General features: G+C 45.8%; 24 protein-coding genes. 19 read left to right on the forward strand and 5 right to left on the reverse strand.

Translation table 11 applies throughout. The features are described 5' to 3' along the window. Positions 1-168: 168 nt before the first annotated feature. A complete protein-coding gene (locus QNH36_RS06760) occupies positions 169-1,452 on the forward strand; it encodes a M48 family metallopeptidase (protein WP_283904966.1) in 1,284 nt (427 codons plus the stop codon). Between the two features lie 108 nt (positions 1,453-1,560). Here QNH36_RS06760 and QNH36_RS06765 read toward each other — a convergent pair whose 3' ends face one another. Then, the gene (locus QNH36_RS06765) at positions 1,561-1,797 is read right to left on the reverse strand and encodes an IDEAL domain-containing protein (protein WP_144474468.1); all 237 of its coding nucleotides are present in this window, start codon (positions 1,795-1,797) and stop codon (positions 1,561-1,563) included. Between the two features lie 191 nt (positions 1,798-1,988). Here QNH36_RS06765 and QNH36_RS06770 point away from each other — a divergent pair, with 191 nt between their 5' ends. Beyond that, on the forward strand, positions 1,989-2,567 hold the full coding sequence (locus QNH36_RS06770) for a competence protein ComK (protein ID WP_144474469.1): 579 nt from the start codon (positions 1,989-1,991) through the stop codon (positions 2,565-2,567). 23 nt (positions 2,568-2,590) lie between these two features. On the opposite strand, the gene QNH36_RS06775 is transcribed toward QNH36_RS06770, so the two are convergent. Beyond that, positions 2,591-2,983 (reverse strand): YhjD family protein, encoded by a 393-nt coding sequence (locus QNH36_RS06775; protein WP_144474470.1) that lies wholly within the window; start codon positions 2,981-2,983, stop codon positions 2,591-2,593. 243 nt (positions 2,984-3,226) lie between these two features. Between QNH36_RS06775 and QNH36_RS06780 the strand changes: the two genes are divergently transcribed. From QNH36_RS06780 to QNH36_RS06805, 6 genes are all read left to right on the forward strand, one after another. After that, positions 3,227-5,209, forward strand: coding sequence for a S9 family peptidase (locus tag QNH36_RS06780; protein ID WP_283904967.1), 1,983 nt, complete (start codon positions 3,227-3,229; stop codon positions 5,207-5,209). A gap of 148 nt (positions 5,210-5,357) precedes the next feature. Next, positions 5,358-6,296: an LCP family protein gene (locus QNH36_RS06785; protein ID WP_283904968.1), complete on the forward strand. Its 939-nt coding sequence runs from the start codon at positions 5,358-5,360 to the stop codon at positions 6,294-6,296. A 107-nt stretch (positions 6,297-6,403) separates the two neighbouring features. Continuing rightward, on the forward strand, positions 6,404-7,015 hold the full coding sequence (locus QNH36_RS06790; RefSeq protein ID WP_144474473.1) for a TVP38/TMEM64 family protein: 612 nt from the start codon (positions 6,404-6,406) through the stop codon (positions 7,013-7,015). Positions 7,016-7,051: 36 nt separating this feature from the next. Further along, complete coding sequence (lepB, locus tag QNH36_RS06795; protein WP_144474474.1) at positions 7,052-7,606, forward strand: signal peptidase I; 555 nt, start codon at positions 7,052-7,054, stop codon at positions 7,604-7,606. A gap of 100 nt (positions 7,607-7,706) precedes the next feature. After that, positions 7,707-10,937, forward strand: coding sequence for an AfsR/SARP family transcriptional regulator (locus QNH36_RS06800; protein ID WP_283904969.1), 3,231 nt, complete (start codon positions 7,707-7,709; stop codon positions 10,935-10,937). Positions 10,938-10,958: 21 nt separating this feature from the next. After that, a complete protein-coding gene (locus QNH36_RS06805) occupies positions 10,959-11,354 on the forward strand; it encodes a VOC family protein (RefSeq protein ID WP_283904970.1) in 396 nt (131 codons plus the stop codon). A gap of 13 nt (positions 11,355-11,367) precedes the next feature. Here the strand turns inward: QNH36_RS06805 and QNH36_RS06810 are convergent, their stop codons facing one another. Then, positions 11,368-11,685, reverse strand: coding sequence for a hypothetical protein (locus QNH36_RS06810; protein ID WP_144474477.1), 318 nt, complete (start codon positions 11,683-11,685; stop codon positions 11,368-11,370). Positions 11,686-11,765: 80 nt separating this feature from the next. After that, positions 11,766-12,023, reverse strand: a complete 258-nt coding sequence (locus QNH36_RS06815; protein WP_251544192.1) for a DUF3949 domain-containing protein — start codon at positions 12,021-12,023, stop codon at positions 11,766-11,768. 185 nt (positions 12,024-12,208) lie between these two features. Here QNH36_RS06815 and QNH36_RS06820 point away from each other — a divergent pair, with 185 nt between their 5' ends. The 11 genes from QNH36_RS06820 (at position 12,209) to QNH36_RS06870 (ending at position 22,097) form a co-directional block, all read left to right on the forward strand. Further along, positions 12,209-13,417 (forward strand): substrate-binding domain-containing protein, encoded by a 1,209-nt coding sequence (locus QNH36_RS06820; protein WP_144474972.1) that lies wholly within the window; start codon positions 12,209-12,211, stop codon positions 13,415-13,417. Positions 13,418-13,502: 85 nt separating this feature from the next. Continuing rightward, positions 13,503-14,276 (forward strand): ABC transporter ATP-binding protein, encoded by a 774-nt coding sequence (locus QNH36_RS06825; protein ID WP_144474479.1) that lies wholly within the window; start codon positions 13,503-13,505, stop codon positions 14,274-14,276. Next, positions 14,254-14,961: an ABC transporter ATP-binding protein gene (locus QNH36_RS06830; RefSeq protein ID WP_283904971.1), complete on the forward strand. Its 708-nt coding sequence runs from the start codon at positions 14,254-14,256 to the stop codon at positions 14,959-14,961. Before QNH36_RS06825 ends, QNH36_RS06830 begins: the two co-directional genes overlap by 23 nt. A gap of 17 nt (positions 14,962-14,978) precedes the next feature. Then, positions 14,979-15,839: a branched-chain amino acid ABC transporter permease gene (locus tag QNH36_RS06835; RefSeq protein WP_283904972.1), complete on the forward strand. Its 861-nt coding sequence runs from the start codon at positions 14,979-14,981 to the stop codon at positions 15,837-15,839. Positions 15,840-15,855: 16 nt separating this feature from the next. Next, a complete protein-coding gene (locus QNH36_RS06840) occupies positions 15,856-16,857 on the forward strand; it encodes a branched-chain amino acid ABC transporter permease (protein ID WP_144474973.1) in 1,002 nt (333 codons plus the stop codon). Then, positions 16,854-17,036, forward strand: coding sequence for a hypothetical protein (locus tag QNH36_RS06845; RefSeq protein WP_144474482.1), 183 nt, complete (start codon positions 16,854-16,856; stop codon positions 17,034-17,036). The genes QNH36_RS06840 and QNH36_RS06845 overlap by 4 nt, the downstream gene beginning before the upstream one ends. After that, positions 17,030-18,097, forward strand: a complete 1,068-nt coding sequence (locus QNH36_RS06850) for a 3-oxoacyl-ACP synthase (RefSeq protein WP_283904973.1) — start codon at positions 17,030-17,032, stop codon at positions 18,095-18,097. Before QNH36_RS06845 ends, QNH36_RS06850 begins: the two co-directional genes overlap by 7 nt. After that, positions 18,098-19,000, forward strand: coding sequence for an intracellular short-chain-length polyhydroxyalkanoate depolymerase (phaZ, locus tag QNH36_RS06855; RefSeq protein WP_283904974.1), 903 nt, complete (start codon positions 18,098-18,100; stop codon positions 18,998-19,000). It begins immediately after the preceding gene. 12 nt (positions 19,001-19,012) lie between these two features. Further along, a complete protein-coding gene (gene fabG / locus QNH36_RS06860) occupies positions 19,013-19,753 on the forward strand; it encodes a 3-oxoacyl-ACP reductase FabG (protein WP_283904975.1) in 741 nt (246 codons plus the stop codon). 383 nt (positions 19,754-20,136) lie between these two features. Continuing rightward, the gene (locus QNH36_RS06865) at positions 20,137-20,469 is read left to right on the forward strand and encodes a hydrolase (RefSeq protein ID WP_251544183.1); all 333 of its coding nucleotides are present in this window, start codon (positions 20,137-20,139) and stop codon (positions 20,467-20,469) included. A 116-nt stretch (positions 20,470-20,585) separates the two neighbouring features. Beyond that, the gene (locus tag QNH36_RS06870) at positions 20,586-22,097 is read left to right on the forward strand and encodes a class I adenylate-forming enzyme family protein (protein WP_283904976.1); all 1,512 of its coding nucleotides are present in this window, start codon (positions 20,586-20,588) and stop codon (positions 22,095-22,097) included. 91 nt (positions 22,098-22,188) lie between these two features. On the opposite strand, the gene QNH36_RS06875 is transcribed toward QNH36_RS06870, so the two are convergent. Continuing rightward, on the reverse strand, positions 22,189-23,343 hold the full coding sequence (locus QNH36_RS06875; RefSeq protein WP_283904977.1) for an MFS transporter: 1,155 nt from the start codon (positions 23,341-23,343) through the stop codon (positions 22,189-22,191). Positions 23,344-23,640: the final 297 nt, after the last annotated feature.

A 23,640-nucleotide genomic window follows, 5' to 3' on the forward strand; every position in this document is an offset into this window, starting at 1 on the left:
TGGCACTCCACCTTCATAAGGGTATTATTCCAGTGGAAAGAAGCTAACTAAGGGTTCGGTTACATGAACTTTTTTGCCATTTTTACCGGTCATCAATAACTTGTTCTATTTTTGGGACAAAGGATTAAAATAGTTATAGACACGGTTGTACGTAAAGGGGGAGAAGCTATGGCGAGAAAGATGGGTTTTTACGGTGTGGTCGCCTATGTGCTCTATGGTTTTGCGGTGTACTGGTATTTATTTTACTTTGCTGATAGTAATCTTCCATTTGAGTTTGAGGGTTCGAGGGCAGATCCGGCAACATTCCTGAACGGGAGAGAACTTATGCTGAGCGAGGAATACTCGAAGGTCAGGAATTTATTATTCTTCCTGTCTACGCCCTTTGAGTGGCTGTTTTACTTTTTGATTCTGCTTCTGGGGCTGTCTAAAGCTTTTAAGAAATGGGGAGAAGAGACGTCGAAGAATAAGATTGGCCAGACTGCGATCTATTTAATCTGGCTTTCATTCTTAGCCTATCTGGCGACTTTCCCTCTAAGTTACATCAGTTACACCCTTTCCAGGACTTATAATATTTCCACACAGTCCTTTGCTTCCTGGATGAAGGACGAATTGATCGATTTCTGGGTCAATTATGCAATGATGTTTGTGATTGTCATTGTCCTGTACTGGCTTATGAACAAGTTCAAGCGCTTTTGGTGGCTGGTTGCCTGGCTGGTTTCCGTGCCGTTCACTTTGTTTATCATGTTCCTGCAACCTGTTGTGATCGATCCGTTGTACAATGATTTTTCTCCGCTGAAAAATAAAGAGCTGGAGGCAAAGATTCTTGATCTTGCCGGTCAGGCAAAAATCCCTGCGGAACATGTATTCGAAGTGGATATGGCAGAAAAGACTAATGCCCTTAATGCCTATGTGACGGGAATCGGATCCAATTCAAGGATCGTCCTCTGGGATACGACATTGAATAAATTGAATGATGACCAAATCTTGTTCATAATGGCCCATGAAATGGCCCATTACGTGGAGAAACATATATATATCGGGATTGGCGGATACCTATTGCTGTCCCTGTTCGGTCTCTACTTTGTCTCGAAATTGATGAATTGGGCAGTCGAACGATGGGGCAAGGAATTCAAACTGGAGCATCCTGGTGACTTGAGGTCGCTGCCGTTGTTCCTGATGTTCCTATCGATGATCATGTTTGCCGCAAGTCCTGTCTCTAACCTTGTGTCACGCTACCAGGAAACTCGTGCAGACCGGTACGCAATCGAAATGACGGATAACACCGGTGCGGCGATTTCTGCTTTCCAGGAACTGACGAAGGCGGGACTCAGTCAGGTTGATCCGCCTTGGCTGGTGAAAATCTTCCGCTACGGCCATCCAACCATGCTGGAGAGAATTTCGAGACTTGAGGAGTATGAAATTCAGAAGAGAAATGAAATGGAAGATGAATAGCTACCGTGGGAACCCTCAAGCCGAGGGTTTCTTTTTTCATTTAAAAGGATTAAACGCATTTTTATTTCAAGATAATAAAAAACCCCCGATATAGGGGATTTCACTCATTTAAGTTCCAAATTGTTTGTTGAGATCTTTCAACTCTTCCGTCAAATTCAAAAACAGGATTTTGTCACGGTCATCTATCGCTTTGTCGATTCTGGTCATCAATTTTTCTCTTTTGGTATTCAGTTGAATTTCTGAGATTAACATGTCAACATACAGGTCCAGAACAAATGATTCCTTGGCTTTTATGCGTTTCATCACACTGGCCTTCATGGTATCAGAATACGATTTCTCTTTCATTGACCTCACCTCTTAGACCTTTTTTATATTATATGGAGGATTGAAAAGATAATCAACTAAATTTTTATAATTTTTAGAAAATTTTTATCAGAATATTAATTGTGGCTAAAAACGGAACTTTATCTGTTTTTAAAGAAAATTTTAGCAATTATGTTAAAATAGGGTGTAAGGTATTTTTAGGAGGTGAAGGAATGACAGGGAACTCAAGGAATTTAGTAGAAGAATATGAAATAAACCCTTTTACGATGATTATTCTACCTGAAGAATACGGCAGCAGGATTTACTCGAGGGTCATTGAACTGGAGGAGGAGTATGTATCCCCTTTCAGGCCGATAGATATTATCAAAAAAAGCTGCAGATATTTTGGAAGCAGTTATGAAGGCAGGAAAGAAGGAACGAAACAGCTTACCGGGATCACCCATAAAACCCCGATCATTATCGACCCTATAAGCTCCATCTATTTCATGCCGACAAGCTCACCCACAAAGCCGGACTGCATTTGGGTATCACATGAGCATGTGTTGTTCCATAAGAAAGTGGATGCCCAAAGTACACAAGTTACCTTCAGGAACAAGAAGACCAGGATTCTGCCGGTATCCCATCATTCATTCGAAAATCAGCTGCTTCGGACATCCATGCTGCGCACAAAATTCATGCAGCGGATGAAAGAAACTGAACGGAAAGCACTGTACCTTCTGCACGGTCCTAAATTCAATGACTCGCAAGGCTATCCTCATGTCAATCTGGTCAGTGAGGTATATAAAGACTAAAAAGCTAAGGGGAATCCGGCTGGTCAGCCGGATTCTTTTTCAATTGTTCCCAAAGCAGGCTTAAATCGTTTGAAAAGGTAGTGTACCATCAATTCCTGGACTTTGTTGCGGATGCGGGGATTGAAATAATTATGGTGTTCTTCGTATCCTTTGTAAATGAAGAGAAACATGGTGAAGGCATCATCCCGTTTTACTTCCTCAACCTTCAGCTGATTCTTTTTAAGGTAGGTTTTCACTTGTGCGAGCTCTTTCTGTACGGCTTTCATTGTTTCTTCGATTAGCTCCAAATAAGGCTTTTTTAATTTAAATGGACTATTTTCAACGACAGAAAGATCCCGATTGAGCACGACCAGCACCATCGGCAAATAGATGGCCTGTTCCATCATATCGCGGTCTTTTTCAGGAATCCTTGTCATTTTGCTCTGCCCCTTCAATATAAAATAAGAACATCTGTTCGTAATTATCGTAATGGATTTTGAACAGGATTTCAAGAGGATAAAAAATTTTCTTGTATTAACATCTTTTCCAAAATGACAGTAAACTTACAGCGTTGCTGAATAAGCACCTAAAAAGTTTCTTTCTAGAGCAGGAAATATATTTCTGTTAACGAAATAATAATGTAGCAGCATCAATTTTACATTGGAAGGATGGCTAGCAGGATGGAAAAAAGATTGATCAAGGCAGAAGATTTATTTGAATTGAAATCCGTCACAGATCCCCAGTTTTCGCCTGATGGTAAAAAGTGTGTGTTTGTGCAGACTGAGATGTTGGAGAAGAAGAATGATTATGCCTCCAATCTATACATAATTGATATAGACAAAGGCGGGGAGCCGAAACAATGGACCTATGGGGAAAACCGCAGTCAAACACCACGATGGTCACCGGACGGCACGAAGCTCACATTCGTTTCGAACCGCAGCGGGAAGAATCAAATTTTTGTCCTGGATGCAGCTGGCGGTGAGGCAATGCAGGTGACTGATTTCGAGAATGGTGCCAGTGGCCCAGTGTGGTCTCCGGACGGTAAAAAAATTGCTTGTTCCGTCTCATTAAAACCGGATGAGGATTTGTTTGAGAAAGCAGACGAAAAAAAGGATGACAAGAAACAAGAACCGTTCGTTGCTGAGGAAATGAAATATAAATCAGACTCTGCTGGCTTCTGGGATGGGAAGTACAGGCAGACTGTCATTGTGAATGTTGTAGATGGAGAGGCGGAGGTGGTTGCAAAAGGAGAAGCAGACTACCATTTGCAGTGCTGGTCTCCTGATGGCAAGAGTCTTGTATTGTCGGCGGATGAGTCGCCGGAACGGGATTTTTCATTTAAGAGCGACCTATTGCTGATGGACATCAAGTCAGGAGACAAAACAAAGATTACAAATGGCAAAGGGTACTTTGGCAATGCAGTTTTTTCTCCAGATGGAAAATACATTGGCTATATAGGGCATGAAAGGGAATTTGAGAATGCCACTTTAAGCCAGTTATATATTCGGGACATGGAGACTGGGAATGTGCAATGCATTACGGAAAACATGGATATCCTTGTCGGTGACGCTGTTGCGGCGGATTTCCAACAGGGAGCCCACAGTCCGGGGTTGATTTGGGGTGATGACAGTGAAAGCCTATATTTCCTGGCGACCGACCAGGGAAACACTGTTTTATATTTCGCTAACTTAAATGGAGAAGTGTACCCAGCGCTACTCGATCAGCAGCATGTATATGGTTATACACTGGACAGGAAAAATCAGAGGATTGTTGCCGCGATCAGCAACCCGGTGCTTCCTGGGGAACTGTTCCAACTGGAAGTAACCACTGGTGAAATGAAGCAGTTGACCTCAGTGAACGAAAAGTTCCTGGATTCCATTACTTTATCTCAGCCAGAACAGATTTCATTCCAGGCTGGTGACGGCACGCCCCTCCATGGATGGATCATGAAGCCAGCTGGCTATGAAGAGGGCAAAAAGTATCCGCTGATTCTTGAAGTTCACGGCGGCCCGCACGCAATGTATGCAAACTCTTATTTCAACGAGTTCCAGGTCCTCGCGGCAGAAGGCTATGGAGTTCTTTATATCAATCCGCGCGGCAGCCACGGCTATGGGCAGCAATTTGTCAATGCCGTGCGCGGTGATTATGGCGGCGGAGACTACCAGGATGTCATGGATGCCGTCGATTATGCGCTGAAAAACTACGATTTCATTGACAAGGACCGTTTGGGAGTGACCGGCGGCAGCTATGGCGGATTCATGACAAACTGGATCGTCGGCCATACAGACAGATTCAAGGCAGCGGTAACCCAGCGCTCGATTTCAAACTGGATCAGCTTCTATGGTGTCAGTGATATCGGCTACTATTTTACCGAGTGGCAAATCAGGGCAGACCTAAGCAATCTGGAAACATTATGGAAGCACTCACCATTGGCTTATGTGGATAAAATCAATACACCACTACTGATTCTTCACAGTGAAAAGGATTACCGCTGTCCGATTGAACAAGCTGAGCAGCTTTTCATCGCTTTAAAGAGACAGGGGAAAGAAACAAGATTCATCCGATTCCCTGAATCAAACCATGAGCTATCAAGAAGCGGAAAGCCGAATTTGCGCTTGAGCAGACTGGCAGCTATTGTTGATTGGTTTAATAGCCATCTGTAAAAATACGATTACTTTCTAACCCGCGGCGAATCCCAATGCCGCGGATTTTTTTTTGAAAATTTCACCAGAAAAGTTTAAGGTTATAGTGAAAGAAGGAAAATACTATAGATGATGTTTTTCAATAACTATACTCGGAAGGAACTTTCATATGAGATCTGATAGGCACCAGCATAAGAAAAAAAGAAAAAGAATCAGATGGTCCAGCATTTTTTTGCTGCTGTTCCTCCTGGCAGGGGCCGTGCTGCTCTACTCCTATATGCAGTATCGCTCTGGAGTGAATGATTCGGAAGAGGCTGCGAATCAAAATAAGCAGGAATACCATTTTAACGGCGAGCGTGACCGTAACGGACTAACAAATATTCTGTTGATTGGCAGCGATGCCAGAGGGAAAGAAGCTTCCCGTTCGGATACAATCATGATTGCGAGCTATAATCCGGATACAGAATCTTATAAATTGACCTCGATTATGAGGGACACATATGTGGAAATTCCAGGACATGGGATGAATAAAATCAATGCAGCCTTTGCGCTTGGCGGACCGGAATTATTGAGACAGACAATCAAGGACAATTTTGATGTCAGCCTCCAATATTATTCGATCGTTGATTTCGAAGGATTTGTGCGCCTGATTGATGAGGCATTTCCCGAAGGTGTAGAGGTCAATGTTGAAAAGCAAATGTCAAAAGGAATTGGTGTCACATTGGAACCTGGTGTGCAAAGGCTGGATGGAAAACATTTGCTTGGATATGTCCGCTTCCGGCAGGATGCAGTCGGAGACTTTGGCCGAGTCGAACGTCAGCAAAGTGTCATAAAAGAGGTCGGCAAGGAGTTTGCCAGCATCCAGACGCTCCCGAAGCTTCCTAAACTGGTAGGAGTAGTTACTCCTTTCATCAATACCAATATGGATACTGGTGATATTTTGTCGATGGGTAAAGGCCTGATTTCAAAGGATTATCGGGATATTGAAACAATGAGAATTCCGGTTGAAGGGTCATACGAGGATCAGAGGGTGAGCGGTGCCGGTGCAGTGCTGGCGATTGATTTAGAAGCAAACAGACAGGCCCTGGAGGAATTTTTAGCTAAATAGACTGCGGGCTGCTGATTAGAGGTGTACAATCGACTCTATGAGGTAATTAGAAAATAAGATTTTAGATGCCTGCCGACCCAGAAGGTTGTTTGGACAAGGAGATTTCAATGGATGTTGAATGGATGAAAGAATGGTTTACAATTGAAAATATTATGGAGCTGCTCAGCCAGTACCGTTCCTTTGGGCCGATTCCGGGGATTTTGCTGCCGATGCTCGAAGCATTTCTGCCATTCCTGCCGTTGTTTTTATTTGTCATGGCGAATGCGAATGCATTTGGGCTATGGCTTGGGTTTCTTTTTTCCTGGACTGGTGCGGTACTCGGAGCGTTGCTCGTATTTTGGATTTTCCGCCGATATGGCCAGGGACGACTTCTCCGGTTTTTACAGAGGCACCCAAAAGTCCAGAAAGGGATGGATTGGATTGAACGCCATGGTTTCGGGCCGATTTTCCTGATGCTGTGCTTTCCTTTTACTCCTTCTGCCCTCGTCAATATAGTCGCCGGGCTTTCAAAAATCAGCATGGCCCAGTATATGCTTGCTGTCATAGCGGGCAAAATGGTGATGATTTTTACCATCAGCTTCGTTGGCTATGATATTCGCGCCTTAATTACCAATCCGGCACGGACTGCCCTTGTTCTGGTGGTAATTGCCATCCTGTGGTATATCGGCAAAAGAATTGAAGTAAAAATGAATATGAGTGTTCAAAAAAACGATGACTGAAAACAGGATCAGGTTGACAGGTGGTGGATGCAGAGGATGAGAGAAGCAATGAAAAGAGAAGGTGCAGAGTGGATCAAGGCTTTTTCGCTTGGCATTATCTTATTTGTCTTCATAAGAATCTTCTTCTTTTCCAATTACGTCGTTGAAGGGGAGTCGATGCTTCCGACATTGGAGGACGGGAATAAAGTCGTCGTCAACAAGTTGGGGTATGAGACGGATGATCTTGAGCGGTTTGATGTGATTGTCTTCCATGCGAATGAAGAGGAAGACTATGTGAAGCGGGTGATCGGGCTGCCGGGAGACCGGATCGAATATCGAAAGGACCGGTTATTCATCAATGGAAAGAAAGTGGCCGAACCATTTCTGAAGCAGTATCGTGACCAATCGCCAGAAGGTTATTTGACCGGTGATTTTACCCTCGAGGATTTGACCGGAGTTGAAACAGTGCCAGATGGAAAATTATTTGTTCTTGGTGATAATCGCCTCGGCAGCTGGGACAGCAGACAGTTTGGTTTCATTTCGGAAAAGCAGGTGGTTGGCAAGGTCAATCTGCGCTACTGGCCGCTTGAAGAAATGGATATAAAGTTTTGAGATATGCTTCTATGTGAAAAGACTCGTCAAATTTCGAGTCTTTTTTTATATTTTGTATGCTAGACTAGCATCATTATAATATAAACAGGGCGGAGATTATATGCAGGGAACATTGCCATTGATCAAAACAAAGCTGATTGTCCCCAGTTTGCAGGAACAATGGATAAGGCGTGCGGATTTTTCGAAGAAAATGAAAGCGATTACCGAAAAACGGCTGACCGTTATCCAGGCAGGGGCAGGTTATGGGAAGAGTACCGCTCTCGCGATGTATGTCAGGGACCAGAACGAGCAATGCTGCTGGTATACCATCACTTCTTCCGATGACGATATTCTCCCGTTTTTATCCTATTTGACAGCTTCGATCCAAACCTTGTTCCCGGACTTTGGCTTTGAATTAACAGCCTATATGAAAAAGATGGATCGCTATATAAGAGAAGAGGAATTAAGCATGCTCTCTTCGCTTTTCATCAACGAAACCTTGCAAATACCTGCGCCAATTATCGTCATCCTGGATGATTTCCACGCAATAGAACATTCCTACCATATCAATGTCTGGATGGAAAAGCTGCTTGAGCATATGCCAGACCATCTTCATCTCGTCATTTCGACCAGGACGAAGCCGGGTTGGAAGGTTCTTGCCAAAATGAAGGCAAGGAATGAGTTGAATGAGATTTCGAAAAGCGATTTGATTTTTGGCAAGGAAGAAATCGAATTACTGCTCTCTGACTATTATCAAATGACAATCAGTGACGAACAAATCGACCAATTGTACAACATTACTGAAGGCTGGGTCATCGCGGTCGGAATGATTGCTCAGCAGCTGCCTCATCTTCAGAGTCTTGATGACCTTTTAACGGAGCCTGCAAAGTCGCTGGAGGATTTGTTTCAATACCTGGTTCATGAAGTATTCTCAAAACAGCCTCCGATGATTCAGCAGTTCCTCGAGCAGACCTGCATTTTCGAAGAAATCAGCTCTGAAGTATGTGATCACATACTTGGCATGAACGGTTCAGTCCAGATGCTGCAGCAGCTGGCAGCGAAAAACCTGTTCATTCATCAAGTTGGCGAGAACCAATTCCGCTATCATGCTCTTTTCCGTGAGTTCCTCGAGAATCGGCTGCTCACAAACCGGCCAGAGCATTACCATTATTTGATTTTGAACAGTGGACGTTATTTTGAAAAGAACGGACAGTGGGAAGAAGCTTTATACTGCTATGAAAAGGCCGGCCAATATAATGCAGCAGCAGCGATTATGGATGAACAGGGATTGGAACTCCTTGAGAGGGGCAAACTCGAGAATCTGCAGGAGCGGCTGGTAAAAATCCCACAGGAAAATAAAGAGCGCTATTGTTCCCTATTATTCCTGGAAGGTGAGGTTTATCGCTACCGGTCCATGTACCAGCAGGCGGAAAGATGTTATGAAAAAGCGATCCAGACAGCTGAGAGTACCGGCAATGTGGAGTGGGAAAGCAGAGCGCTTGAAGGAAAAGCAAAAATATATCTTGATACAATTCAGCCTCTGAAAGCGGAACGTATTTTGGCCAGGGCAATCGAACTCAGGGAAACAGCAAAGCTCGAGGGCACAGCCAAGGAAACAGGGAGACTGTACAGGCTGCTTGCCGAAAACCTGATCAATTCCGGACAGGCAGTGAAAGCTGAAAAATGGATTGAACGGGCGAGGGCGATGGGGGTGCAGATTGAAGACGGGAACCTTGAGGCTCGTCTCTACCTTAGGACCGGCCGATTCGCTGAGACCAGGAGGATTTTAACGGATATAAAGGGAGTGGATAAGCTCCACCTGCCCCTATCCCATCGGGAAACAGACTTGTTGTTGGCATTGATTGAAGCTTTTACAGGCAATGGAATGCAAGCGAAGATCCTGTCCCAGTCAGGCATTGAACATGGGATCAACAGCAAGGCACCATTCGTGGAGGCGTGCGGCTGGATCAGAATGGGGCATGCTGTTCAGCTGATTGATCAATACGATCTGGAGATGGCAGAAAAATGCTATGAAACTGCACTCGATATTATGGGCCGGCTGAGCATCGAAAGAGGGAAGGCTGAACCGCTGATGGGCCTTTGCATACTCTATGGGTCAAGAAGGGAATATGAGCGTTCTGCCGAGGCTGGAAGAAAGGCGCTGCTTGAAACGGAACAGGTGAAGGATGTTTGGCTTTCTGCCTTGATCACGCTTTGCATGTCAATCTCGGCCATTTACAATGACAGGTTCAAGGAAGCAGCCGAATTCCTGAGAAAAGCAGAGGAATTGTTCTATCAGTGCGGTGATGAGTATGGCAAAATGCTGCTGTCATTCTGGGATTCAGTTCAATATTTTACATTAGGCGATGAAGAAGGTTTCAAAACGGCATTCGCCAGCTTTTTAAAAAGAATGAAAACTGGTGGATATGAATTTTTCCTGAAAAAGAAGACGACATTTGGCCCCCGGGACTTGCAGATCCTCTCCCCGATGCTGATTCAGGCAATGAAGCTTTCAATTGTTCCGGCATATACGGAGAAGCTGATGGAGGATTTAAAAATTCCACGCCTTAATGCCCATCCTGGCTATACGTTAAGGGTTCAGACTCTGGGACAATTCCGTCTTTGGCTTGGGGATAGGGAAGTGGAGGACAGAAGCTGGCAAAGAGGGAAGGCGAAAGAGCTTTTCCAGCTTTTCCTGACAAAAAGGAATCAGTTCTTGATGAAAGAAGATATCTTTCAGATTCTGTGGCCAGCATATGAGGATAAAAATGCAGACAGAGATTTCAAAGTCGCGCTGAATGCTTTGAACAATGTCCTTGAACCTGCACGTAAGGCAAGGGCAGCCCCGTTTTTCGTCATCAGGGATGGGACTGGTTATGGAATAAATCCTCACGCAGCGATAGAGCTGGATTCACGCCTTTTCGAAGAATGGGCAGAAACCGGTCTGGAAGAGAAGAACACCGAAAAATCAATAGAGGAACTAGAGCGCGCATTGCATTTATATAATGGGGATTATCTCCCGGAACGGAGATATGAAGACTGGTGCATCAATGAGCGGGAAAGGCTGCTGGTCTATTTTTTGCGCAGTGCCGAGAAACTGGCACAGCTGAATGTTAGGCGTGAAAACTATGACTCTGCCATCCACTGGTGCCAAAAAATCCTCCACAAGGATCGAACATGGGAGGAAGCGTATAGACTATTGATGTTTTGCTATTATCGAAAAAACAATCGTCCACAGGCAATCCGGTGGTATCGGAAGTGTTGTGACGTACTGGAGGAAGAGCTAGGTGTAACTCCGCTTGAACCGACCAGGCATATGTATGACATGATCATCGAAGGAACGAATGCGTGAGCTCAAAAGGAGGAGAAGGGAATGGAAAGGCAGATTCATAGTTCGCTAAAGGTATTGCTAGTTTCAGATCTTGATCGTGCAAAGAAATTTTATTCGGAAGTATTAGGCTGCGAAGTAACGGACTGGTGGGTAATCCGGGATGGCTTTACAGGGCTTGGAATCAAACTGCTGGAAGCAAGTGATCCAAAAGACGTCAGGCCAAATCCTCCGCCGAAAGGGTCAGACATTGGTATTGACTTATATTGTTATGTCGAGGATTGGAAGGCACTGGATGAACTTTATCACGAATTTAAATCAAAAGGTGCTCCTATAGTGATCGAACCGTGGGTGGATGAAAATAATGGACCCTGGAAGGAATTTGCCATTAAGGACCTTGATGACTACTGTATCGCCTTTGGCGGGACAGATGGCTCATAAGCATTGGTTCAGATTATACAACTGTAACGACCCTGTCAAAATAACTTTTCAGCATCAGCCATCTGGCAGGATAAGTCATGGCAAAGTCAGTGATTGACTGATCTGAATACATGAGCAGGCAATCGATTTGTCTTTTGTGGAACTGCAAGTCATAGAGCAGGGCATGCGGGATTGTATAATGTTCATTCAGCTGATATGGATTCAGCTTTACCGGCACTACTCTTTTTGTTTGAATAAAATCAGCCAGGGCATTTTGCTGGATTTCAAAGCTGTCATCCCGGGTACACCCATTTATATGAATCTGTTCATTAATTAAATAGATAGCTTGCATAAAAAATCCCCTCCGTATTTTTAGGCATTAGTCCAATTATCGCCATAAAAATAGGAGGGGATACTTTTTTATTTGACCTTTTATCTGTGTCTGAGTTTATAGATGATTCCCGCGAGGATATTCGCCGGCAGGAACAATGGATTCGACTGCAGGTTCATGTGCAGGACTTCTTCCTGGACAGGCATTTCCTCATACATTTCACTCAGTATTTGCTTTCGCCTTTTCTGTGAATCTTCCATGGTTTTTATGTACTTGTATTGAATCGGTGTCATGATCGCAGTTGTAATCAGCAATGGCAAACTGAAAAGGATGATAAGAAACCAGAATATAGAATCCATTGAAGTTGCCCCCCTTAATTTCTTATAAGGTAAAATCCCCAGATAGTTTCATATTTTTCAAATTCGCTGTAACTCATTTGTAACTGCATTTTTTTAAGATGATGTCAAAGCTTGTGGCTTTGATGCAACATTTTAAAGGGGGAGAGAAAATGAAAGCGGGTAAACGGAATTTTGCTTTATCTTTTATGCTTATTTTAGTCCTGTTGTTCACGAGTGCCTGTGGCGGATCGGGAACAGAGAAGTCAGGTGGAACAGAAGGAAAAGAAGGGAAGGATGAACCGAAAAACACGGAACCGATCAAGATCGGCGTCCTGGCTTCACAAACAGGCGGGCTTGAGGCTTATGGGAAGCAGACACTTCGAGGGTTCGAGCTGGGTCTGGAATATGCTACTGATGGAACCAATGAAGTAGCCGGCCGTAAAATCGAATTCATTGTCGAAGATACGGAAACAAAACCAGAGGTAGCTGTCCAGAAAGCAACAAAGCTTCTTGAGGAAGATGAAGTTGATTTCCTTGTGGGTTCATCAAGCTCTGGTGACACCCTGGCAGTCCTGCCATTGGCTGAGGAATATGAAAAGATCATGATTGTAGAACCTGCTGTTGCAGACAGCATTACCGGATCCGAATTCAATGAATATATTTTCCGCACAGCGCGGAATTCTTCACAGGATGCTGTAGCAGGTGCTGCTGCAATTGCCAAGAAAGGCGTGAAAATCGCTACTCTTGCACCGGATTATTCGTTTGGCCGTGATGGCGTCTCGGCTTTCAAGGAAGCAGCAGAAAAACTCGGCGCAGAAATCATCCATGAAGAATACGCAGATCCTGCTGCAACGGACTTCACTTCGAACATCCAGAAAATCATCGACCAGAAGCCGGATTACTTATTCGTTGTCTGGGCTGGCGCCAACTCACCATGGAACCAGATTGCTGACATGAAGGTCCAGGAAAAAGGCATTAAAATTTCTACCGGTGCTCCTGATATCGCTGCACTTTCGACAATGGAGCCGCTGATTGGCATGGAAGGCTTTACTGTTTATTATCATGATCTTCCGCAAAATGACATTAATAAATGGCTCGTGGACGAACATAAAAAACGCTTTAATGGCGAACTGCCCGACCTGTTCACTCCAGGAGGCATGACAGCTGCGATGGCAATCGTAGAAGCCTTGAAGAAAACCGAAGGAAACGCGGACTCCAAGAAACTGATCAAAACAATGGAAGGCATGAGTTTTGACACTCCGAAAGGCAAGATGACCTTCCGGGAAGAGGACCATCAGGCACTCCAGGCATTATACGCCATCAAGCTGGAGAAAAAGGATGGAGTCAACTATCCAGTCCCAGTCCTGATCCGTGAACTGTCACCGGAAGAAACGGCTCCTCCGGTACGCAATTAACTTAAATGTCCATAATGAACTTCGGTAAATCAGCCGGAGTTCATTATACTTTTACTCCAATATTCTAAAGGTGGTGAACCAAAGCATGACGGCAATTCTCGAAACAAAAAATCTTAGCATAACATTTGGCGGCCATACCGCGGTGGACTCTGTCAGCATCTCGGTACCCCCTAACCATTTCAAATCGATCATCGGGCCAAACGGTGCTGGCAAGACGACATTCTTCAATTTGTTAAGCGGTCAGCTTACTCCGACCGAAGGACAGGTCTTCTTTAAAGGCAATGAGATTACCAGGCTGTCACCGACAAAAAGGACGAGGGCCGGAATCGGCCGCTCCTTTCAAATCACCAATGTCTTTCCAAACCTGACAGTGATGGAAAATGTCCGTCTTGCGGTCCAGTCGCATGAGGGAATCCGCTATCAAATGCTTAAACACTTCCAATCCTACAATAAATTCGAGGAGCAGGCAGAGGAGTGGCTGAAGCTTGTGCTGCTGGATGACAGGAAGGATGCACTTGCGAGGAATCTGGCCCATGGAGAAAAAAGAAAGCTAGAAATCGCAATGCTGCTTGCCTTGAACACAGAAGTGCTCTTACTTGATGAACCGACAGCGGGAATGTCACTGGAAGAGGTTCCGGCCATACTTGACGTCATCCGTAAAATCAAACAACGGGGCGACAGGACGATTGTATTGATCGAGCACAAAATGGATATGATCATGGATCTCTCTGATACGATCATGGTTTTGTTCAACGGCGCGTTGCTTGCTGACGGAACTCCTGAAGAAATCATGAAAAATGAGACAGTCCAGTCTGCATATTTGGGAGGGTTGCATAGTGAGCACGCTGCTAAAGCTTGATCAAATAGAAACATTCATCGGCCAGTACCATATCCTTCAAGGAGTATCTTTTGAGGTGCCGAAAGGCGAAGTGACGGTACTTCTTGGCCGTAATGGCGCCGGGAAGACAACGACCCTCAGGACCATCATGGGATTGAATCCGGCTGCCAAGGGATCTGTTTTATATAAAGGTGAGGAAATCAAGAGCCTGCCAACCTACACAATCGCCAATAAAGGAATCGGTTATGTGCCCGAAGATCAGGGGATTTTCGCTGACCTGACCGTCGAAGAGAACATCAAGGTGGCAGTCAAGAAAGAAAATGATGAAACCAGTCAGCGGCTTGACTGGATACTGGATCTGTTCCCTGACTTGAAAAAGTTTTGGAACAAGCCAGGCGGACTACTTAGCGGAGGGCAAAAACAAATGCTCTCGATCGCCAGGGCCTATGTAAATGACAATGAATTGCTGCTGATTGACGAGCCAAGCAAGGGCCTTGCCCCGATTGTCGTCGAGAAGGTCATGGAATCGATCCAGCAAATGAAAGAAAAAACGACCATCATCCTCGTGGAGCAGAATTTCATGATGGCCAGCACGATTGGAGACAGCTTCTACATTATTGATGATGGCAGGACGGTTTCGAACGGTTCAATGAATATTCTGCGGAATGATGAAGAAATGAGAAGGAAATATCTCGGGATTGCCTGAGAAAGGGGGAAGCAAGTGTGGATGTTTTGATAAACCTGAGCCTTAACGGCCTTGCCACAGGAATGCTGGTCTTTCTTCTGGCAGCCGGTCTCACTTTGATTTTTGGCCTGATGGATGTGCTTAATTTTGCCCATGGCGGCTTGTTTGCCTGGGGAGCCTACAGCGGGATTTGGATTTATACATCGACAGGCAGCTTTCTTACCGGAATCATTGGTGCCATCCTTACGGGGATGATTCTTGGAATCGTGACGGAACGGTGGATCATCAAGCCGGTATACGGCAACCACGTACAGCAAATTTTGATCACGCTCGGTTTGATGCTTGTTTTATCCGAAATGTTAAAAGTCGTCTGGGGACCGAACCAGATTTCAGCAGCCACGCCTGATTATCTGTCTGGCAGCTGGGAATTCGGCGGAATCATCATCATCAAATACCGTGTCTTCATCATTGCCGTCGGATTCGCGGTGTTTCTCGCCGTCCAATATTTGCTGAAGAAAACAAAGATCGGTCTCGTTGTTCGTGCGGGTGTCATGAACAAAGAAATGGTCCAGTCGCTGGGAATCAATATTCAGAAGGTCTTTATGTTTGTATTCATGATCGGAGCAGGCATGGCGGCACTTGGAGGCATGCTGTTAGGACCTTATTCCGGAGTGATTTATGCCGATATGGGCATGGAGTTCGCCATCCTGGCGTTCATCGTTGTCGTCATCGGCGGCATGGGCAGCTTCACAGGCTCGGTGATGGCGGCAATTTTAGTCGGTCTGTCAGGTTCTTTCATGGCCTATTATGTACCGGACCTGGCACTGGCTGCGAACATGCTGCTGATGGCAGTCGTGCTTATTTTCAGGCCTCAGGGCTTGTTCGGGGCAAAGGGGTGAAGCGGAAGTGATAAAGATGTTTTCAAATCGCATGAATATATTGTATTTACTTGCTGCCGTGTTTTTGGCTGTTCTCCCTTTTGTCTATGACTCAAGGAGCATGCTCATCCTGCTCTCGCAGGTTTTCATTTTTGCCGTGCTTGCGATGAGCTATGACATCCTGCTCGGATACACGGGCATTGTCTCCTTCGGACATGCGATGTTTTTCGGGATCGGTGCTTACACGGTTGGTGTCTTCATGAAAAGATTCGAACCGGAAACGAGCTATTTTTTGCTGGCCGTATTGGTCACGATTTTACTTACAGCACTTGTCAGTTATTTTGTCGGCCTGCTCACGCTAAGGCTGAAAAGCCATTTTTACGCGATGCTGACGCTGGCCTTTGCCGGGTTGTTCCTCGTGCTTGCTGAAAAATGGCGGACAGTCACATATGGAAATGATGGATTCACATTCAGAGTCCCGGACTTTTTAAAGGACCGGACGGATTTTTACCTGATTTGCCTTGGCTCCATGGTGATTGTGTTCATCTTATTGAAAAGGTTCACGAACTCGCCGCTCGGAAAGGTGCTTCAGGCCATCCGGGAAAATGAGCAAAGGACGGAGTCACTGGGATACAGCGTCCTGCAGTATAAGGTCATTGCAAGTGTGGTGTCCGGAGTGATTGCCGGGATCGCAGGAATTTTGTATGCCGTCTCCCTCAGGTTTGTCAACACGAGTGTATTCACGATGGATATCACTCTCGACGCCTTGCTGATGACGATCATCGGCGGAGTCGGAACGCTAGTAGGTGCCATCATTGGCGCCGGGATCATCGAATTCTCCCACCACTGGCTGACAGAACTGGCAAAGGTCCACTGGATCTTTGAAAGATGGATCATCTTTTTTGGAATCATTTATATACTCGCTGTCATGTTCTTCCCGATGGGGATTGTCGGTTCCTTAAAGAAGTTGAAATTCAGCAGGAAAAAGAAAGCACCTGCTTCCTTAAATTCGGATGCCGTCAGTCAGGGCGAGTCATGATGGAGATGCAGCAAGTCACCTCATTCGTGCTCCGCTTCCAGCTTACAGACATTGAAGCCGGAAGCGGCAAAAAATATTGGCGTGTCAAAGTTACCCATGTTCAGGATGAAAAGGAAGCCTTGTTTCAATCAATCGATGAGGCGATGGCTTATATCAAGGGAATTGTAGGAGAATGCTAGTTTTACAGGCAGAGAATGAGCCATTTGCAAGGAGGGCTGAATACGTGCAGATCGGGATTGTCAGCACAGGAATCTATCTTCCGGAAACATATATAACAGGAAGGGAAATTGCTCGGGCAGCAGGAATTCCGGAAATGGTTGTGGAAGAAAAAATGGGAATCAAGAAAAAGCCTGTTCCTGGTCAGGAAGACCATACATGTGAGATGGGAATCAGGGCTGCAAAGACGGCAATCGAAAAAGCGGGTATCGATCCGATGGAGATTGATCTGGTGATCTATATCGGTGAGGAATACAAGGAGTATCCATTATGGACTGCCGGAATCAAGCTTCAGGAAGAAATCGGCGCTTATAATGCCTGGGCATTTGATACAGCATTGCGTTGCGGGACGACAGTCATGGCATTGAAACTTGCCAGGGGCATGATGCTGTCCGACCCTGAAATCAAAACGGTGCTGCTGGCTGGCGGCTATCGGAACGGGGATTTCATCGACTACCAGAATCCGCGGACCCGCTTCATGTACAATCTCGGAGCAGGCGGCGGGGCGATTTTACTGAAAAAGGGCCATCAGGAAAATCTGCTGCTCGAAACAGAAATGATTACTGACGGGTCTTTTTCCGAGGATGTCGTCGTGGTTGCAGGGGGAACGAAAAATCCGCTTTCGGCAGAAAGTCTGAAGCGGGGTCTTTATCAGCTTGATGTCCTCGATCCACAGGGAATGAAAGAAAGGCTGGAGCAAAAGTCGATGGCCAACTTCCTGAAGGTCATCCGTCGGTCCGTGGAAAAAAGCGGTTTTTCAGAAAAAGATATTTCATACATTGGGATGCTGCATATGAAGCGTTCCGCGCACCAGTTTGTTTTACAGGAATTAGGACTAGGTGAATCCAATTCTATTTATCTCGAAGACTATGGACATATCGGCCAGATTGACCAGATCCTGTCGCTGGAACTGGCTGAAAAGGCAGGAAAGCTGAAGGACGGGGATATTGTAGTCCTTGTCAGTGCCGGGATCGGCTATGCCTGGGGAGCAACAACTATACGCTGGGGGAAGGGTGAAGCTTGAATGGAGAAAACGGCTTTCGAATTGAAAAAAGTTGATTTGCCTAATGGTGAAAGCATTGCTTATCGGGAACGGGACGGCGGCGTGAAAAACGTGCTGCTGATCCATGGAAACATGACATCATCAAAGCATTGGGATGTGCTGATTGATCAGATGGATCCGGAGTATAAAGTGTATGCGATGGACATGAGGGGATTCGGCGGCTCGAGTTACCGCAAGCCCATCATGTCAATCAAGGATTTTTCCGATGATGTAAAGCTGTTTGTCGACGAAATCGGGTTAAATAATTTTTCACTTGTTGGCTGGTCGACAGGTGGTGCGGTAGGAATGCAGTTTGCTGCTGATTATCCTGGCTATTGCGAAAAACTGGTGCTGCTCGCCTCTGCGTCAACAAGGGGTTACCCGTTCTTCGGAACGAGTCCGGAAGGCTTGCCTGATCTGGACAATCGACTTAAGACGTATGATGATGTTAAGGCGGATACCGGAAAAACGATTGCTGTCCAGACTGCATACGACGGGCAGAATAGAGGATTTTTAAAGGCGATGTGGAATATGTTGATCTATACCGAGCGTCAGCCGGAAGCAGCACATTATGAAGAGTATGTCGATGATATGCTGACACAGCGAAATCTGGCAGAGGTCTATCATTCTCTCAATAGTTTTAATATCAGTGGTGTTGATAACGGTTTGGGGATGGGGACAGATCAGGTAAAGGATATCCAGATTCCTGTCCTAGTCCTCCGAGGTGACCGCGATCTTGTTGTCACAAGCAAGATGGCCGACGAAATTGTCGAGGATTTTGCAGGTCGTGCAAGATTTGCAGAGTTGAAGAATTGCGGCCATTCGCCACTAGTGGATGATTTGGATCAGCTGCTAAGGCATATCGATGGATTTTTAGCAGAATAGGAAGGTGTTTTTATGAGACTGCAAGATAAAGTAGCGATCATTACCGGAGGGGCAAATGGGATTGGCCTTGCCGCAGCGAAAACCTTTGTGCGTGAAGGCGCACGGGTGGCAATGGCGGATTTTGATGAGGAAACAGGATCACAGCGCGCAGCCGAGCTCAAAGCAGAAGGCTATGAAGCAGCCTTTTTCCAGGTGAACGTCGCTGATAAGGATAGCGTGGATTCGATGGTAAAGGATGTTCTGTCCCATTTTGGCAAGATTGATATTCTTGTAAATAATGCAGGCATCACAAGGGACGGGATGCTGCACAAACTCGCTGTGGAGGATTTTCAGAAAGTTGTTGATGTCAACCTGACAGGCGTCTTCCATTGCGCCCAGGCCGTTGTCCCGGCAATGGTCCAGCAGGGATCTGGAAGAATCATCAATACCTCTTCCGTCTCCGGCATTTACGGCAATGTCGGCCAGACCAACTACGCAGCAACAAAGGCGGGGGTTGTCGGGATGACGAAAACCTGGGCAAAAGAGCTCGGCCGCAAAGGAATCAACGTCAATGCCGTCGCCCCAGGATTCATTGAGACCGGCATGACAGCTAAAGTACCGGAAAAGGTGATTGAGCACATGAAAATGCTCGTCCCGCTCGGCAGACTGGGCTTGCCCGAGGATATCGCGAATGCCTACCTCTTCCTGGCCTCAGATGAATCAAAATATGTGAATGGCACCACCCTCCATGTGGACGGCGGAATCATGATGTAATGTTGAAAAAGCGCACTTGCTGCGCTTTTTTTTATTTTGAGAAGACGTCGAAATTGGAGAGTAAATATTCCAACCGGGAATATATTTGCTGCAACCGTTAAATAAATCATCCCAACCGTATAATAAATTGTCTCAACCGTTAAATAAATCGAGCCAACCGTTAAATAAATCCTCGAGCCGTGAAAAAACCTTCCAACTGGTAAAAAAATTCGATTCCACCGGTATTAAAACTAACTATTCCCACACCAAATGGCCAAAAAGCTCCCTAAAATACCAAAAATGCATTGCACTTCCAACCTTTTCAGTCTGCCGATAATCAGTTTTTGGGGGTTAACTTCCCTCCAAAAGTGGTAAATGGTATAAAAAAGATTGAGGTGCTGTACATGGAAGAGCAAAAACAGAGGTATTACTTCAATATAGAAAGCGGCGAGGTGCTGGATACGCCAGCAGATCAGGAGGGCCATTTCTTCACGTTGATCGCGACAGGAGAGGAAATCAAGGATCTGCGCGAGTACCTGGAAGTGAACTATAAAGCAGACTGGGCGACTTACGGGAATTCCCATCTGCACCCTTTCAAGGACCCGGATCGCGAGCATGCAGAATATGACATGGCCTTGAAGGAGATTTACGCAATGGTTTACAGACTTGGCGATGCCGAGGCAAAGAATCATGTGAGGAATATGGGCATCTTATCAGAAGAAGAGTTAATTAAATAAGCGACCCGAACACCATGGCCATCCAGGCTGTGGTGTTTTTTGCATTCGATGTAACTATCCTGTAACTCCCAATCTTTAAAATAAAACCCATCACGTCGAGAGAGGGAGAGATTGCGGTGAGGTGGGAGCTCGATTGGCTTGAATCAAGAGCGAGATTGACACCGGACGCTGCTGCGATTGCTGATGCCGGTACAGATCAGGAATGGTCGTTCAGGGAAGTCAATGAACGAGCCAAGGCGATCGCGGCATGGATGCAGGGAATTGGTGTCAAAAAAGGCGACAGGATTGCATTGCTTGCGCCGAACGGGGTCAGTTACTTCGATTTAGTATTCGCCTGTGGGAAAATTGGTGCTATTTTTGTGCCGTTGAACTGGAGGCTATCGGTGGATGAATTAGCCTTTATCATACAAGACAGTGAGCCGGCGCTGCTGGCGTTCCATTCGAAATTCACAAAAGAAGTGACGATGGTCTGGGATCAAGCAGGCCAGTGCATCCAAATCAATGGTTCACACTATCAGGATTTGATTACTAGTCCGAAGCAAATCCAGCCTGTCGATCTGGATGAAGAAGACCCGCTGGCGATGATTTATACAGGAGGGACGACCGGAAAGCCAAAAGGTGCCGTTCTGTCACATCGAGCGATCATCTGGAACAGCATTTCGACCATTGCGAGCTGGAACCTGACAGATGAAGACAAGACAATCACCTATTTGCCTTTATTTCACACAGGCGGGCTGAATGCTCTGTCAATCCCCATCCTGATGGCAGGTGGGACGGTCGTGCTGGGGGATGAATTTACTCCTGAAAAAGCGATTGAATATTTGATCAGGCATAAATGTACGATCGTATTGTTTGTGCCGACGATGCACCACATGCTAGTAAAATCAAAAGAGTTCCAGCAAGCGGAATTCAGGGATATGAAATTGTTTTTATCTGGCGGGGCTCCATGCCCGCTGGATATCTATGAAGCTTATAAAAAGAAAGGCCTGGCCTTCAAAGAGGGATACGGCCTGACGGAGGCTGGCCCGAATAATTTTTTCATCGATCCTTCAGATGCGGATGTCAAAAGAGGTTCGGTCGGCAAACCGATGTTATTCACCTCCATCAAGGTCATCAGAGACGACGGAAGTGAAGCGCCAGCCGGTGAAATCGGCGAGTTAGCGATCAGGGGCAAGCATGCCTTCTCGTATTATTGGAAAAATGACATCGCGACCGAAAATGCCTGGAAAGATGGATGGCTCCACACCGGCGACCTTGCCAGACAGGATGAAGAAGGCTTTTTCTATATCGTCGGCAGGAAAAAGGAGATGATCATCACAGGCGGAGAGAATGTTTATCCCCTGGAAATCGAGCACTGGCTAAGCTCACATCCTTCCATCCTGGAAGCCGCGGTAATCGGTGTCCAAGATGAAAAATGGGGTGAAGCCGTGACGGCATTCATCGTCCTTGAAAGAGAAGCAGCGTTAAGCGGAGATGGGGTAAAGGAATATTGCAGAAAAAAGCTGGCTGGCTATAAAGTGCCGAAACAGATCCACTTTATCACCCACATGCCAAAAACGCATGTCGGGAAAATTGACAAAAAGCAGTTAAAGGAAATAGCCAGTAAAAATCAGAAGCCAGTCAGCTGAAAAAAGAATTTAATTTTATATGAAAAACTTTTTGAGTTATGCAACAGAATCAACTAAACTTCCTGCCATCACATCACCAATCAAAAGCATTTCAGCCAGCATTAGCTGACTGGAATGCTTTTTCATTTACAAAAATACATAAAATGATATTAAAAAGGAACAGAAGTGCCAATAACAGCATGACTCCGTGAAACGGTAATACAGCGGCGACTGGGGGAGCCAGGCTTGCACCGGTCAGCAGGATGAATGAATAAAGTGAAAGTGCCTTCGCCCGCTGACTGCTGCCGAAGGACCCAATTAGTGTAATGACGGTGGGGATGACTAGTGAGATGGATGAAACAAAGAAGATGGAGAGAATGATCAGGGCGCTGGCTGTGTGCAGGAACAGCAGGGTGAACGCACTCGTGGAGCCGATTGCCAGCCCGAACATCAGCGTCCTCAGTGTGCCCCATCTATCCATCATTGTCCCGGTGAATAGTGATAGGATGGCACCAATCAATCCGACCAGGCGGATCAGCAAAAGGTCAGATGCAGGTCCGGCAAAGAAACGGCCAATCGCATCGTAGAAAGCGATGATTGCAAACAGGAGCGAAAAGGTGATGACATAGCACTTCATCAACCGCGGCTCTTTTATTAATTGAAAAAATATCATCCCCAGCGGTTTTTGTTCCACAGGCTGTACCGGCGATTCTTTCAGCAGGAAAAAGGCAAAAGAAAAAAGAATTAAATAAACGGCAGCAAAGAAATAGAAGACGGCATTCCAGGAAAAACTTTCAGCCAGGAAGGCACTGGCGACCTGGCCGAAGATGCCGGCAATCAAAAAGCCGGTGTTGATCAGGACCACAAGGATGGTTCTCTGCCGGGCAGTGAAAAGATCATATGAATAGGCAAAGGCAACCGAAGCAAAAGTAGCCAGAGTTAAACCCTGAACAGAACGAGTGATCCACAGGCTGAGCGACCCGACAGAAAAACCGACAGCACAGGTGGCAATAGCGGAGGCCAGCAAACCGAACACGAGAATCTTCCTCCGGCCTGTATAATCCGAGGCTGGCCCGAACGAGAGGAGACCGCAGGCATAAAGAAAAGTGAATAGCCCGCCTGCAAGAACAACATGAGATTCTGGTATCCTAAGGCTATCCGATACCACCGAATAAACGGGAATCAATGTATAGATATTGCTGGCGACCATAATGGCGCACAGCGTCAGTAGGATGGAAGCTTTTTGAAAAAAGCTTATCGATTTCATTTTCATCACCTGCCACATACAATATATGCAGATTCCCCGTCCGATGATGGTTGTTCATTTGCACTCAAGAAGGTCATGCACTATGGGAAAAATTAACGGGCTCTTTGCTTCCAAATCGGCCTGTGAAAAAGGTATAATAGGATACATACAGAACAATTGTTTGGCAGACAAAAGGCGCAGGTGAGAGAAGCGCCTTTTTCGACTTTAGCAGGTGGCTGATTTCATAGATTATTGCTTTTTTGAACATAGCACTTGGATCAACGATGGCTCCAATGTCCTTACAAATAAAAAACAGGC

Origin of the sequence: Mesobacillus sp. AQ2 (assembly GCF_030122805.1) — a bacterium.
GTDB lineage: Bacteria > Bacillota > Bacilli > Bacillales > Cytobacillaceae > Mesobacillus > Mesobacillus oceanisediminis_A.

Bases quoted from the DNA above. Each gene is read 5' to 3' on its own strand.
- QNH36_RS06760 (WP_283904966.1), top strand. From the start codon at position 169: ATGGCGAGAAAGATGGGTTTTTACGGTGTGGTCGCCTATGTGCTCTAT.
- QNH36_RS06765 (WP_144474468.1), bottom strand. From the start codon at position 1,797: ATGAAAGAGAAATCGTATTCTGATACCATGAAGGCCAGTGTGATGAAA.
- QNH36_RS06770 (WP_144474469.1), top strand. From the start codon at position 1,989: ATGACAGGGAACTCAAGGAATTTAGTAGAAGAATATGAAATAAACCCT.
- QNH36_RS06775 (WP_144474470.1), bottom strand. From the start codon at position 2,983: ATGACAAGGATTCCTGAAAAAGACCGCGATATGATGGAACAGGCCATC.
- QNH36_RS06780 (WP_283904967.1), top strand. From the start codon at position 3,227: ATGGAAAAAAGATTGATCAAGGCAGAAGATTTATTTGAATTGAAATCC.
- QNH36_RS06785 (WP_283904968.1), top strand. From the start codon at position 5,358: ATGAGATCTGATAGGCACCAGCATAAGAAAAAAAGAAAAAGAATCAGA.
- QNH36_RS06790 (WP_144474473.1), top strand. From the start codon at position 6,404: ATGGATGTTGAATGGATGAAAGAATGGTTTACAATTGAAAATATTATG.
- lepB (WP_144474474.1), top strand. From the start codon at position 7,052: ATGAGAGAAGCAATGAAAAGAGAAGGTGCAGAGTGGATCAAGGCTTTT.
- QNH36_RS06800 (WP_283904969.1), top strand. From the start codon at position 7,707: ATGCAGGGAACATTGCCATTGATCAAAACAAAGCTGATTGTCCCCAGT.
- QNH36_RS06805 (WP_283904970.1), top strand. From the start codon at position 10,959: ATGGAAAGGCAGATTCATAGTTCGCTAAAGGTATTGCTAGTTTCAGAT.
- QNH36_RS06810 (WP_144474477.1), bottom strand. From the start codon at position 11,685: ATGCAAGCTATCTATTTAATTAATGAACAGATTCATATAAATGGGTGT.
- QNH36_RS06815 (WP_251544192.1), bottom strand. From the start codon at position 12,023: ATGGATTCTATATTCTGGTTTCTTATCATCCTTTTCAGTTTGCCATTG.
- QNH36_RS06820 (WP_144474972.1), top strand. From the start codon at position 12,209: ATGCTTATTTTAGTCCTGTTGTTCACGAGTGCCTGTGGCGGATCGGGA.
- QNH36_RS06825 (WP_144474479.1), top strand. From the start codon at position 13,503: ATGACGGCAATTCTCGAAACAAAAAATCTTAGCATAACATTTGGCGGC.
- QNH36_RS06840 (WP_144474973.1), top strand. From the start codon at position 15,856: ATGTTTTCAAATCGCATGAATATATTGTATTTACTTGCTGCCGTGTTT.
- QNH36_RS06845 (WP_144474482.1), top strand. From the start codon at position 16,854: ATGATGGAGATGCAGCAAGTCACCTCATTCGTGCTCCGCTTCCAGCTT.
- QNH36_RS06850 (WP_283904973.1), top strand. From the start codon at position 17,030: ATGCTAGTTTTACAGGCAGAGAATGAGCCATTTGCAAGGAGGGCTGAA.
- phaZ (WP_283904974.1), top strand. From the start codon at position 18,098: ATGGAGAAAACGGCTTTCGAATTGAAAAAAGTTGATTTGCCTAATGGT.
- fabG (WP_283904975.1), top strand. From the start codon at position 19,013: ATGAGACTGCAAGATAAAGTAGCGATCATTACCGGAGGGGCAAATGGG.
- QNH36_RS06865 (WP_251544183.1), top strand. From the start codon at position 20,137: ATGGAAGAGCAAAAACAGAGGTATTACTTCAATATAGAAAGCGGCGAG.
- QNH36_RS06875 (WP_283904977.1), bottom strand. From the start codon at position 23,343: ATGAAATCGATAAGCTTTTTTCAAAAAGCTTCCATCCTACTGACGCTG.